The organism is Streptomyces maremycinicus (assembly GCF_001184025.1).
Lineage (GTDB): Bacteria > Actinomycetota > Actinomycetes > Streptomycetales > Streptomycetaceae > Streptomyces > Streptomyces maremycinicus.
The window spans coordinates 201,141-214,887 of sequence record NZ_BBYG01000014.1; the positions used below are offsets into that span (position 1 = coordinate 201,141).

General features: G+C 73.6%; 6 protein-coding genes. 3 read left to right on the forward strand and 3 right to left on the reverse strand.

Going from position 1 to position 13,747, the window contains the following annotated elements; all coding sequences use genetic code 11:
• Positions 1 to 12: 12 nt before the first annotated feature.
• Entirely contained in the window at positions 13 to 1,836 is a 1,824-nt protein-coding gene (locus AOQ37_RS19175; protein WP_062645783.1) for a glycoside hydrolase family 15 protein, read from the forward strand.
• A gap of 144 nt (positions 1,837 to 1,980) precedes the next feature.
• Here the strand turns inward: AOQ37_RS19175 and AOQ37_RS19180 are convergent, their stop codons facing one another.
• Positions 1,981 to 3,309: a DUF2254 domain-containing protein gene (locus tag AOQ37_RS19180; RefSeq protein WP_062645784.1), complete on the reverse strand. Its 1,329-nt coding sequence runs from the start codon at positions 3,307 to 3,309 to the stop codon at positions 1,981 to 1,983.
• Positions 3,306 to 5,063: a cation:proton antiporter gene (locus tag AOQ37_RS19185; RefSeq protein ID WP_062645785.1), complete on the reverse strand. Its 1,758-nt coding sequence runs from the start codon at positions 5,061 to 5,063 to the stop codon at positions 3,306 to 3,308. The genes AOQ37_RS19180 and AOQ37_RS19185 overlap by 4 nt, the downstream gene beginning before the upstream one ends.
• A 346-nt stretch (positions 5,064 to 5,409) precedes the next feature.
• On the opposite strand from AOQ37_RS19185, the gene AOQ37_RS19190 reads away from it, so the two are divergent.
• On the forward strand, positions 5,410 to 6,591 hold the full coding sequence (locus AOQ37_RS19190; RefSeq protein ID WP_062645786.1) for a S1 family peptidase: 1,182 nt from the start codon (positions 5,410 to 5,412) through the stop codon (positions 6,589 to 6,591).
• Positions 6,592 to 6,782: 191 nt separating this feature from the next.
• Positions 6,783 to 11,936, forward strand: coding sequence for a hypothetical protein (locus AOQ37_RS40480; RefSeq protein ID WP_159401356.1), 5,154 nt, complete (start codon positions 6,783 to 6,785; stop codon positions 11,934 to 11,936).
• Between the two features lie 55 nt (positions 11,937 to 11,991).
• On the opposite strand, the gene AOQ37_RS19200 is transcribed toward AOQ37_RS40480, so the two are convergent.
• The gene (locus tag AOQ37_RS19200) at positions 11,992 to 13,647 is read right to left on the reverse strand and encodes a sigma-70 family RNA polymerase sigma factor (RefSeq protein WP_062645787.1); all 1,656 of its coding nucleotides are present in this window, start codon (positions 13,645 to 13,647) and stop codon (positions 11,992 to 11,994) included.
• Between the last annotated feature and the right edge of the window lie 100 nt (positions 13,648 to 13,747).

Consider the following 13,747-nt stretch of genomic DNA (forward strand, 5'->3'; position numbering starts at 1 on the left):
GATTGGACGCTCATGGACCGCTATCCCCCCATCGCCAACCACGGCCTGGTGGGCGACCTCCAGACCGCCGCCCTGGTCTCCTCCCAGGGAGTGGTGGACTGGTTCTGCTCGCCGAGGTTCGACTCCCCCAGCGTCTTCGCCGCCCTGCTGGACCACGACCGCGGCGGGTACTTCCGGCTGGCGCCGGAGCATGCCGACGTCACCTGCAAGCAGCTCTACTACCCGGACACCGGCGTACTGGTCACACGGTTCATGTCGGTCGAGGGCGTCGGCGAGGTCATCGACTGGATGCCGGCGAACACCCGGCGTGTCCCCACCGACCGCCACCGCCTCACCCGGCTGATCCGCGTGGTGCGCGGCACCCTGCGGTTCCTTCTGGAGTGCAGGCCGCGCTTCGACTACGGCCGGGCGGACCACGAGCTCGAACTGCGGACCCAGGAGGCGGTGTTCCGGGGCCCGGGGATCGCCGGTCATCTGCAAGCGAGCTTCCCGCTGACGCGGGACGGGCAGGACGTGCGGGGCTCGGTCACCCTGAACAGCGGCGAGTCGGCCGTCGCCGTGTTCACCACGTGCGCGGCGGGCGGCGAGGCGCCGCCGCCGCTCACGGTCGAGGGGGTGACCTCGGAGATGTGGCGCGAGGTGGACTTCTGGCAGAAGTGGCTCTACACCTCCCACTACCGGGGGCGCTGGGGCGAGATGGTGAACCGCTCCGCCATCACGATCAAGCTCCTCACCTACCACCCGACCGGCGCCCCGGTCGCCGCCGCCACCATGGGGCTGCCGGAACAGGTCGGCGGCGAGCGCAACTGGGACTACCGGTATTCCTGGGTGCGGGACGGGGCGCTGTCGGTGCGGGCCCTGCTCGACCTCGGGTTCACCGAGGAGGCGTCGGCGTTCACCAAGTGGCTGGGCGACCGGATGCACGACCGTGCGGACCTGCCCGGCGAACGCCTCCAGATCATGTACCGCGTCGACGGAGACCCGCACCTGACCGAGGAGACCCTCGACCACTGGGAGGGCTACCGGGGATCGAGGCCGGTGCGGGCCGGCAACGCGGCAGCCGACCAGCTCCAGCTCGACATCTACGGCGAGTCCCTCTACGCGATGGCCGAGGGCATGGACATCGGCGTGGAGCTGGGCTACCACGGCTGGAAGGGGCTCGCCCGGACGCTGGACTGGCTGTCCGAGAACTGGGACCGTCCGGACGAGGGCGTCTGGGAGACGCGCGGCGGCCGCAACGACTTCACCTTCAGCCGCGTGATGTGCTGGGTCGCTTTCGACCGGGGCATGCGCATGGCGACCGAGCTGAGCCGTCCCGCCGACATCCCGCGCTGGCGCGACGCCCGGGACAGCATCCTCGAACAGGTGATGGACAAGGGCTGGAGTCAGGCGGAGCAGGCCCTGGTGCAGCACTACGGCGGGGATGTCCTCGACGCCTCCCTGCTGCTGATCCCGCGCGTGGGATTCCTCGCCGCGAAGAGCCCCGGCTGGCTCTCCACCCTGGACGCGATGGAGCGCAAGCTGGTCTCGGACAGCCTCGTGTACCGGTACGACCCGGCGGCGTCCCCGGACGGCCTGCGCGGCTCGGAGGGCACCTTCAGCCTCTGCACCTATCTCTACGTCGACGCGCTCGCCCGGGCCGGGCGCGTCCGGCCTGCGCGCTACACCTTCGAGAAGATGCATACCTACGCCAACCATGTCGGGCTGTTCGCCGAGGAGATCGGCCCGAGCGGTGAGCAACTCGGCAACTTCCCGCAGGCGTTCACCCATCTGTCCCTGATCATGGCGGCGTCGACCCTGGACGAGGCCATCGACCGGCAGCGACGGCGCGACTGAGCGAGCTCCCCCGCCCGGCGCCCCGGACCGGCGTCGTCCCCCTCCAGGTGCGGGTAACGGGCCCTGTCGGGCGAGCCCTTGGCACGCGAGGCCCGTCGACAAGCGAGGCATTCGGTCAGGCGAGGCGTTCCGGCAGGCGAGGTCCTACGCGCCGGGCTCGTCGGGCCGTGGGGCGCCGGGGGCCGGCTCCCGGGTGGGCCGTCCCCCGATGCCCTGGGAATCGGCCGTCCGTGCCCCGGCGCGGCGGAGGTCGTCCCCGAACTCCCTGTCGACGGCGGCGTCGAGGAGCCGGAGTTCCGCCTGGAGCGCCGGCCCGCACTCGTCCGGCAGACCTGCGAGGAGACCTTCGAGCAGGGCCCTCAGCCGTCGGCAGACCTGGACGGAGGTCACGCCGTACTCCCGGATCTCGGTGACGGCGAGTTCGAGGTAGTTCTCCCAGGGCCGTCCGGCCAGCACGAGGCGTAACCGGCCGCGGTCGTCGGCCAGTTCGTAGTGGGCGCGGGTCCCGGCACGGCCGACGGTGTGCAGGAACGCCTCGATGTGGTTCAGCACCTGGATGGCGGTGGTGGGGTCGTTGACGGCGGGTGACAGGGCGCGGATGGCGATGTCGACCAGGATGCGCAGCGCGAAGGCCGGGTCCTGTTCGATGGTCCGTTCCACCCCGAGGGCGACGAGGCCGGTCACCCGGTCCGGTGCGGGCGGGGACGCGCCGCCGTGCACCTCGACGACGGTGCCGCCGGGCGGCACGAAGTCGCCGACGGAGGCGGCCAGCACGAACACGCAGTCGTGCCGGGCCGCGAGCGAGACCAGGCCGGGTACGTTCAACGCCTGGATGACACCGCCGCGTTCGGTCCGGATGCGGGTCACCGAGCCCGTCGTCGAGCCCGTCGTCGTCGGCGCCCCGTCGGGTGTCGCGGTGCTCCGCGCGTGTGCCACCGCGCGGGCGATGACCTGTTCGCCCGCGCGTCCCACGATGTCCGCGATGGCCACCGGCCGCAGGTTGTGGGTGAAGCGGTTGAGGTAGATCAGCAGCAGCAGGAGGCTCACGGAGACGGCGATCCCGGCCAGGGTCACGCCGAGGTTGGGCACCGAGTCCGTCTCGATGCTGCGCAGCAGCGTGTAGGCGAACGCGAAGGTGCTGGTGAAGGTGCCCAGCACGGCCTTCTGCAACCGGTCGCGGTACCAGAGCCGCATGTACCGCGGGGAGAGGGTGCCGGTGGCCTGCTGGATGACGAGGACGCCGATGGTGACGACGAACCCGAGCAGGGCGATCATCGATCCGACGACGGAGCTGAGGACGCTGGTCGCGGTGGACGCGGAGTAGTCCCAGGTCTTCGGCAGCCAGGACGCCCCGTCCGCGGAGGCCGCCGCCTCGGCGAGGCCCACGCCGAGCAGCAGCCCGAACAGCGGCGCGATCCAGAGACTGGCCTTGATGTACTGCCGCAGCCGGAAGCGGGCGGCCCAGGAGGTCATACGGAACTCATCAGTACGGCGGTGTCGCCCGGCAGCGGGGTGATCGTCCGGGTCCCGGTGACCGGGGCCAGCCGGCCGTCGGCGCGGACGACGAACAGGATGTCGTGGTCCGGCGGGACCGGCCGGGACCCGGGCTGTACGTGGAAGCGGGCCCCCCGCTCGTACCGCTCGTCGAGGCGCTGCCGGACGAGCGCCCGCCCGAACAGGATGTCGCCGCCGGTGTAGGGGGCGACCACCCCGTGGCTGTCCTTCGGCGGCCCCACCCGGTAGACGGGCCCCTGCACGTTGTCCTTGATGACGACGGAGGCGAGGGCGTTGAAGTCGTCGTCGTCGGTGAGCAGGAACACCGCCGTCACGCCCTCGAGGCGGGCGCGGGGGTTGGTCGCGGTCGCCAGCATCTCGCCCTGCGCGAGTTCGAGCCCGGCGGCACTGATCCGCTCGCGTTCTTCCTCGAGCCCGGCCCACATCAGCACCTGGAGGCCGGCGGCCTCCAGCGCCTGTCCCAGGCCGATCACCCACGGGGCCCCGCCGACCAGGAGGGGCCGCGTCCGCGCCGACCGGACGACACCCAGCTTCCGGGCCATGGGGGCGGCGGTCAGGGCGTAGATCAGGACCGTGCCCACGATCACGAGGAAGGTGATCGGAAGGATCTTGGACGCGCCGGGCAGTCCCTTCTCCACCAGGGTGGCGGCGAAGGCGGACGCGGTCGAGGCGGCGACGATGCCGCGTGGTGCCATCCACCCGATGAAGCCCCACTCGCCCCTGGTGAGATCGGACCCCCGGGCCGCCGCGTACGCGACGAGCGGCCGGATCAGCAGGACTAGTACGGCGATCAGGATCAAGGAGGGAACGAGGACGGGCACCACGGACGCGGGGGTGACGGAGGCGGAGATGGAGACGAACAGCAGGCCGATGATCATCTGGACGAGTGTCTCCAGGAACGGCCTGCGGGCGGGCATGTCCATCCCGGGCAGGTTGGTGATGGCCAGTCCGGTGACGATGGCGGCGATGAGACCGGTGTCGTCGCGGACGATGTCGCAGACCGCGGAGACCAGGATCACCGTCGCGAGCTGGGCGAGGGTGCCGAGCGTCTCGCCGAGCCTCAGCTTGTGCAGGGCCAGCCACAGGACGGCCGTGGCCACCGCACCGCCCGCGAGGCCGACGCCCATGCTGAGGAGGAACTGCCCGAGCTGGTAACCCCGGCCGATGTCGATCCGGTGGGTGGTCGCGACGGCGTGGAAGACGATGGCTCCGAGAATGCCGCCGATCGGGTCGGTCAGCGTTCCCTCCCAGATCAGGATGCGCCGCAACCTGTCGGTGGGCCTGACGTATTCGAGCAGCGGGCCGACGACGGTCGGCCCGGACACCACGAGGATCACGCCGATCATCGCCGCCACCCGCAGCGGGACGCCGAACAGTGCGGGTCCGACGCCCGCGACGGCGAAGAAGGTGACCAGGATGCCGATGATCAGCAGCCGTACGACGATGGCGCGGGTGCGGCCGGTGAGGCTGCGCAGGTTCAGCCCCAGGCCGGCGTCGTAGAGGATCACGGCGACGGACAGCGAGACCAGCGCGGGGAAGTCCGGTCCGACGAGCCGGTCGGGGTGGATGATGTCGGTCAGGGCACCCGCGGCGAAGCCGACGGGGAGCAGGACGATCAGCGCGGGGACCCGCAGTGTGTTCGCCAGGATCTGGGAGCCCGTGGCGAGGGCCACGGTCAGGGCGATACCCAGGAGGATGTCCTCGCCGGTCATAGCGGTTGTCCTCCTCGTGACGCTCGGGCCGGTGGGATTCAATCGCGTCCACCCGCCCCGGCACCCGCTCATCGCGGTCTGACACGGCGCCCGCCACCCCATCGGCCCCCCGGGAAGGCCGCACAGCGGCCCCGCGCAGGCCCTACGAAGGCCCCGCGCATACCCCACGAAGGTCCCGACGAAGGCCCCGCCGCGGGCCGCCCGTAGGCCCGAGGCGGAAACAGGACCCGCATTGGCCTAGACCTGACAACCGGACCCGGCTAGGCTCTGCCGCGCCACATTTGAGAGCGCTCTCACCCAACCGCTGTTCCACCCCCACTTCCTGGAACGACGAAGGGCAACTCCCATGAGACGCAGAAGGTTCCAGCACGTCTGTCTGGCCGCGCTCCTGGCGCTGGCCGGACTCGGTGGCGCGGGCACGGTTCCCGCGATGGCGAGCGGGGGCGGTGCCACGGCCCCCGCCTCCCCGTCGGCCACCGACGCCGCCCCCGCCTCCGCCGCCCTGCTCGACGCCATGCGGCGGGAGTTCGGGCTCACCGAGGAGCAGGCGGTGGCCCGGCTCGACGCCGAGCGGGCCGCCACCGCGCTCGAACCGAAGGCACGCCGCACGGCGGGCGCCGCGTTCGCGGGGTCCTGGTTCGACGCCGCCGACGGCCGCCTGACGGTGGCCGTCACCCCGCGGAGTTCACCGTCCACGCGCGCCGCGCTGCGTGCCGAGGGAGCCGCTGTCCGGGTCGTGGAGCACAGCGCGCGGGCGCTGGACGCGGCCAAGTCCCGGATCGACCGGCTCTCCGCCCCCTCGGGGGTGGGTGGTTGGCACGTCGACCCGGCGGCCAACACCGTGGTGGTCACGGTGGTTCGCGGCAAGGACTCCGACAACGATGTCCAGCGGTTCCTGACACGGGCCCGCGCCGCGGGTCCCGTCACCGTCGAGACGACCGCCGCGGCGCCGCGCACCTTCGCGGCGGGCACCGTCGGCGGCGATCCCTACTACACGGGCAACGTCCGCTGCTCGATCGGCTTCTCGGTCCACGGCGGGTTCGTCACCGCCGGTCACTGCGGCCAGGCCGGCGCGGGCGTCCGCGGCTGGGACGGCTCCTACGTGGGCAACTTCCAGGGCTCCTCGTTCCCCGACAACGACTACGCCTGGGTGAACGTGGGCAGCGGCTGGTGGACGGTGCCGGTCGTGCTCGGCTGGGGCACGGTCTCCGACCAACTGGTGCGCGGCTCGGCCGAGGCACCGGTCGGCGCCTCCGTCTGCCGGTCCGGGTCGACCACCCACTGGCACTGCGGCACGGTGCTGGCGAAGAACGAGACCGTCAACTACAGCCAGGGGGCGGTGCACCAGATGACGAAGACGAGCGTCTGCGCCGAAGGGGGCGACTCCGGCGGCTCGTTCATCAGCGGCGACCAGGCCCAGGGCGTCACCTCCGGCGGCTGGGGCAACTGCACCGGCGGCGGCGAGACGTGGTTCCAGCCGGTGAACGAGATCCTCAGCCGCTACGGTCTCACCCTCCACACCTACTGACTCCCCCACCCACCGACCACGAGGAGCGGTCCGAGGGGTTCCGCGCGTCCGGCGTACGCCGGGGGTGCGGGGCCCCTCCCGGAGCGGTCGCACGCCTTCGGTGACCAGGTCCGACGACGCCCGGGCGTACGGCAGTTGAACACTTCGCGCACCGCCTGTCGTGCCCTCCGAGCCTCCTTACGCTGACGCGCGTGCGACATCAGCGGCAGACGGGCGACGACCGTCAAGGCAGTGCCCTCGAACGGCCCGCGCGGGCGACCCGGGTGGCCGGTCGGGGCAGTGGCCCGAACCCCCTGCTGGGGCTTCAGCAGAGCGCCGGGAACGCGGCGACCGTCGCCGCGCTCAACGCGGCCGGACCGTCAGCGACGCGCCGCAGACCCGCCCAGGTCCCGCCTGCGATCGAGGAGGTGAGCGACGACGCGCTCGAACTCCCCGCGTACCTCCGGGACATGGAGGCGGCGGGGCTGTCCACGGCGTACGGGCTCACCGGCCACGAGTTCGTCACCACCACGCTGGCCGACGCCGTCGGGCGGCGCGACGGGGTGGTCGCCGAGATCGCCGCGGAGCTCGCCGGGCGGCCCGAGTCGTTCTACGGGCGCGGCCGTGCCTTCGCCGTCACCGGGGTGCGCGGTGCGGAGCGGTTCGACGTCACGGTGCGCGTCTCGCCCGCGGACGACGACCGTCCCGGCGTCTTCTCCGCCGCGGGTCCCGACAGCGAGGGCGCGGCCACCAAGGTCGACGTGCAGCACAACACGGCCGCCACCGTGGCGCAGAGCACGAGCGGATCGGCGTCGAAGGGCGTGGCGTTCACCGGGTTCGGGCTGGCCCCGGTCGCCCCCGGCGTGTGGGTCGGCGGAGCGGCCACCGTCAACGCCCAGCCCTTCCAGTCCTCGCGCGACTCCCGCACCCAGCGGAACATGGCGGAGCCCCGGGTGCTGCGCAGCGACAAGGGCTCGGTCGAGGTGCCACGCCGGGTCCGGTACCACGTGCGGATCATGAAGGACGGCGAGCGCTCGCCGCGGAACGCGGCCGGGTCGGGCTCCCTCACCATGCGGGTGCCGGTGGAGCACCTCGTGCCCACGGCCGCCGGGCCGGTGCCCCGTCCGCGTCCGCTGGCGCCGGAGACCGCGCGGGCGGTGTCGCTGGCCGACTCGATGGCCCCGCTCGCCGTCTCGGACCGGGCCGCGCCGCACCAGGGCGGCGGCGGACTCTTCGACGCCGTCGCCTCCGCGCTGCATCCGTCCCTGACCTGGCCCGGTGCTCCCGGCCGGGCCAGGCTGTACGAGGCGACCGCCACCGCGACCGTGCTGGAGGACCTGCCCCGGCTGCTGCGGGACGGGATCGTCGGCGAGGATCTGACCAGCAGGGACGGCAGCACCACCGGCACTTACCGGATGCGGGCCGCGATCACCGAGCTGGCCCCCGGGTGGAGCACCGGCAAGACGCAGTTGCGCACCCATCAGCAGTCCCAGCACGCGGTGACGGACACGGCCGGCAAGGGCCGGGGCGGTGCCTTCGGCGCCGGTCCGGCGGCGGGCTTCGGTGTCCTCGGCAACGCCGCCGCCGTCCGCGGCACCGTCATGCCCGTGGCCGGGGCGCGCAAGGCTCGGTTCAGCGTGGCCGAGCAGACCGTGTCCAGCCGCCAGGGCGCGGAGGTCCGCGGCGAGAAGGTGCTCTATCTGGGCACCGTGCTGTTCACCGTCGAGGGCACCGGCCCCAGCTCGCCCCTGACCCGGGCGCGCGGCGGCGGCCGCACCGCGCACCACTCGATGCGGGTCTGGGTCTCACTGCGGGCCGACGAGGCCCAGGAGCTGGGGCTGCCCCTGCCCGAGGGGGTGACGGCGGGTGAGTTCGTCAAGCGTCCGGAACGTGCCGGGAAGGACGTCAAGGGCAAGGGTCGGGCGACGGCCGCCGCGCCCGGACAGGACCTGACGGAGGGCGACGAGCGGGCGGCCGGGGACGGGGCCGCCGAGCGCGACGAGCGGCACCTTCCGTTCGGCGCGATGGGCTCCAGCGTGGCGATCAGCCGGCTGGACACGGCGCCGATGATGCGGGCCGTGACCCGGCTGTTCGCCACCGACGCCCGGCTCGCCGGATATCTTCCCGCCTTCGGCGAGGAGGAGCAGCCGCGTGATCTCAGCCCCGAGGACGCCGAGGTCCAGCGGCGCAACTACCGCGAGCTGGTGACCGTGCTGTCGGAGACCAACCTGCGGGTCAACAAGGACCAGTTGCTGTCCACCGGGATCCGGGTGCGGCTGCGCCGCAAGTCCCGCTTCCACGCGCACGACGTACAGCTGAAGGTGACGGGTTCGCTCCGGGAGACCGGCCACCTCGGTGAGACCAAGGACTGGCTGGTCCGCAGCCACGCGGGCGTCACCAGCAACCTCCAGAGCGGGCGGGCGAGTTCACGTACGGTCGGCGGGATGGCCCTCGGCCAGTTCCGGCTGATACCCGGCGCCCTGACCCTGTCGGCGCGTGCCGAGAAGGGCCGTACGACGACCCGGAGGGGCCTGGCCGGACCGACCCTGCGCACCGACGTGCTGACCAACGGTTCCGAGGACGCGAGCGTGTTCGGCGGGGCGCTCAGCCTGAACGTCGACGTCACCATGACGTCCCGGCAGCGCAAGGCGGCGCGCGCGCTCACCCCCGGCGCGCCGGGCCGGGACGCGCCCGCCGCCGAGCGGGTCGGGACCCTGGGCCTCGACGCGCAGGACGTGCGGCTGCTCACCCCGAGCGCGTTCACCCTGGACGGCGACGCCAAACGGCACCTGGACGAGTCGACCGCCGCGCGCAGGGCGGGCCATCGCGACACGCGGACGGAGTTCGCGGCGGCGGGCATCGGCGACCTGGCCGGTCTGGCGTCGCGTCAGCTGGGCGGCAGGCGGGGAGTGCGGGACTGGACGCTCGTGGAGACCGTGGGTGACGGGCAGCCGGTGCGCGACCTGGCCTTCGAGCTGCTGGCGCGGGCCGCCGCCCGCAACAAGGAGGCACGCGAGGACCGGGCGCTGGAGACGGAGGGGCTCGCGCCGCGCCTCGCCATCGAGGACCGGTTCAGCCCGCAGGCGGTGACGGCGGCCCTGCGGCAGGCCGTCTCGGCCGGCTGGGTGGTGCAGAACCTGCGGCACGCACGGCGGCTGGCCGGACTGACCGGCGCGGTCGGCACCCGGTTCGCGCTGACCGGTGGACGGGTCGTCCATCAGGGCACGGGGGCGGGCACCGAGACCTTCGTCCTGGGCGGTCATCAGGTCACCGGGCAGGAGGGCACCAGCCACAACGTCTCGCTGCAGGGAGGCCTGACGGGCGCGGAGAACGGCGCCGAGTGGCGGCTCGCCGAGGGGGTGGCGGCCGGCCGGAACCTGGGCAGCGGCGACACGACGGCGTCCACGCTGGCCGGCACGGTCGAACGCAACGCGCACACCCCCCGCAAGAGTCCGCTCTACCTCGTGCAGTGCGATCTGGTGGTGCGCATGGTCGCCGAGGTCGCGGTGACGGGCGGCGGCCCGTACGTGGCGCGCGGTGGCCGTACGGTGCCCGGGGCGGTCGCGGTGTGGCTGACCGCGAGTCAGCTGCGGGCGGCGGGGCTGAAGGTACCGGGCGAGCGGGCGCGCGAGGACACGGCCTCCGGTTCGGGCACGGCGCCGGCGGGGACGACGACCGGGAAGTCCGGGACCTCCGGGACGTCCTCGCGGCCGGCCGGGACGACGACACGGGCCGGCCAGGAGGAGGAGACCCCGAAGGCGTCCACGTCGGCTGCGGGCGGCGCGGGGAAGAGCGCGCCGCTGCTGCCCCCGGCCCCGGTGCCGGCCCTCGCCGCGTCGCTCCCGCTCGGCTTCGGCATGATCGAGGACATGCCCGACTTCGTGCCGCTGCTGGAGGGGATCCGGGGCCGCCTCGGTGCCTCCCTCGCGGACGACCTGCTGCCGCGCACCCGGCTGACGGACCGCAACGACAACGTGCAGCGGCTGTTGCGGGTGCTCGACCGGGACGGTGCGGCCGGCCTGCTGTCGAGCGCGATGGACGGCGGGGTGGGCGTCGAACTGCTGGACGGCCGCAAGCGGCCCTACCGGGCGCTGTTCCGTATCCGCAGGACCGGGCCGCGCAGCTATGTCGAGACCGCGTCGGACGGCCGGGACATGGAATACATCACCTCCGCCGCCGCCCAGCGGGCCACCGCCCACGACGAGAGCGACAGCCGGGGCGTCGAGGCGGTGGTGGCCGGATCGGGTAAACCGGACGGGGGCGCCGGCCAGTTGAAGAGCCTCGGCGCCGCCGCCGGGCTCGGGGTCGGCACGAGCGACTCGCGCCGCTCCGTGGGTGTCGGGCGGGCCCAGCTGGGCGTGAAGACCGTCGCCGAGGCGGCCTCCGCGCCCTCGGCCCTGATGAACGTGCCGATCGAGGCGACCCTGGAGGTGTTCTCCGGCAACCGCCGGGTGGCCCTCGCTCCGTTGAAGGGCCTGAGCCTCACCCATCGGGTGCTCGCCGCGGACCTGCGGGCGCTGTCCCGGTTGTCCCCGGTGCCACCCCAGCAGATCGGTGTGCACGCGGTCGCCGCCGAGGACGCGGGTGCCGACCGGCTCGGTCCCTGGCGTGACTCCGGGGTCCGGCTGCCGATGGAGGCCCAGGTCAACGGGTTCCGGGGGACGCCCAGGGTGCAGCAGGCGGTGGACGACGCGGTCCAGCGGGCGGGCGGCGGCGCGCGGTTCCGCACCGGTGGCGAGGCCGCCTACCACCTGCTGCGGGAGGCGGTGTCCACGGAGTGGCTGATCGCGGCGATGCCCCTGCTGACCGCCTCGGGCGTGGACCTTCCGCCGGTGCACGCGACCGGCGCGTCGGGCCAGGACCTGCGCGCCTCGCTGCACGCCCGGCTGCGCGCCGGCCGGGTGCTGGGCGTGGGCGACAAGATGACGTTCGAGACGGTCGCGCAGAGCGGGCTGGACGCGCCGCGCCCGTCGGGTACGGACGGCCAGCGGGCCGACGAGCACGGCCGGTCGGCGCGCGGTCTGCTCGGCGCGGGGGTGCTGAACGCGGACGAGTTCCGGATGAACCAGCTCCTCGGCACCGTGGACGGCTCCGGCTCCGGCACGGCGACCGCCGCCAACGCCGCCGGGTCGATACCGCTGCACAAGCCCAAGGCCGAGTCGGTGCTGGTGCAGTTCACGCTCGACGTGCGGGCGGTGGCGGCGGTGAACGACCGGGTGCGTCCGGGACGCCGGGGGACGGCCGTGCAGGAGGTCACCCTGCCGGACCCGGTGGTGATCCGGATGCCCGCGCCCGCGGTGCGGCGCATGCTGGCCGACGCGGCGAACGCGGGCCGGCTGCGGGATCCGGGGGGCCACCTGGCCTGATCCCCCGGTGCGGCCGACCCGTGTGCCGTCCTCCGCCGGGGGCCGGGTGCGCGGGTCAGAGCTTGGCGCCGAAGGCCTGTGTCCACCACGGGCCGCCGGAGCCGTCGTGGATGCCCACACCGATGTTCTTGAAGGAGCAGTTCAGGATGTTGGCCCGGTGGCCTTCGCTGTTCATCCAGGACGTCATCACCGCCGAGGCCGTCTGCTGCCCCTTGGCTATGTTCTCGCCGTACGTGGACCAGCGGTATCCGGCGGCCGTGATGCGCTGGCCGGGGTCGGCGCCGTCGGGGTTGGTGTGGTCGAAGAAGTCACGGGCCGCCATGTCGTCGGAGTGGCCCTGTGCGGCTTGGCGCAGTTGGCTGTCCCCGGTGAGGGGGCCGCAGCCCGCCGTCGCCCGCTCCTTGTTGACCAGGGCGATCACCTGGCTCTCGAGATCGGACGACCCCGCCTGCGCGTTCGGCGTCGCGGACGCGGTGCGCTCGGGTTCGGCCGGTTTCGCCGGCGCCGCCGCCACGACGGTCCTGCTCGGGCGGGGAGTCGGCGAGGCGCTCGCGCTCGCGGACTTCGACGCGGACGCGGAGGCGGAGGCGGACGGGGAGGCCGACGCCGACGGCGAGCCGCCGGCGCTGTCCGGCGTGGGGCGGTCGGAGGCGAGCGCCTCGTCCGCGGGCTGTACGGCGGTGCTCTCCCCCGTGCCGCCGTCCGGCTGCGTGCCGAAGTAGTAGAGGCCGCCGCCCGCCACGCAGACGGCCACCACCGCGCCGCCCACGGCCCGTCGGCGGGTCCGACGCCTCCGGCGGGCGTCGGTGCGGGAGGCGGGACGGTCCTTCGTGGCGCGGTGGTTCACCGACGGGAGGGACCCGCCCAGGTCCTCGGCGCCGGCGAGCGTCGACGCCGAGCCGACCACGGCGACGGTGTCGGCGGCGGAGTTCGTCCTCGCGAGCAGCGCGGACGACACCGCGACCAGCGCCAGACCGGCCAGCAGCCCCTCGGCGGGCATCAGCCCGCTCCACAGGCCCGAGCAGCGCGCGCAGCCACGTGCGTGCCGGGCGGTGCGCTTGCGCCACAGCGCCGAGGGCCGGCCGTCCCAGCCCGTGAGAGCCTCCCGCAGTTCCGGGCACTGCGGCCTGGAGTCCAGCGCCCGCACGACCACCCGGGCCGCTTCCAGCTGGGCCTTCATCCGCTGTACCCGGACCGCGGTGTGCTCCGGCGTCAGGTCCAGGGCCGCGGCGATCTCGGCTCGGGTCAGTTCACCGGCGCACTCCAGCCACCACAGGGACAGCAGTCCGCGGTCGTCGGGCTCCAGCCAGCGCGTCGCCCGCGCGGTCTCCTGCCGCTGGCCGGACAGCTGGAGTTGCACGATGGTCAGGTCGACGAAGTCGGCGCCCGGGTCGGCGACGTCGTCGGCCTCCTCCATGGCGCCCTGGACGGGCTGCTGACGGTTCCAGTGCGCCCGGACCTGGTTCATCGTGATGGCGACCAGCCAGGAGCGGAAGCTCGCGGGGTCCCGCAGCGCCCCCAGCGAGTCGAGGGCGCGCAGCATGGTGTCCTGCACGACGTCGTCGACGTCCACGGAACCGTTCAACGCCCGGCCCACGATGTTGTAGACGAGCGGCAGGTACGCGCCGACGAGCGCGTCCCGGGCCGCCTGGTCGCCCGCCCGGGCGGCGGTGACGAGCGCCACCGCCTCCACCGTGTGCCGTGTACTCATGAGACTTCCCTGTCCTCGACGCCGAACGATGCTGTCCGTCGTATGGGGGATCTCGGCGGGAGCGACGGATAACAGTTCTTCGGAAACTCGTGCGAGGAGA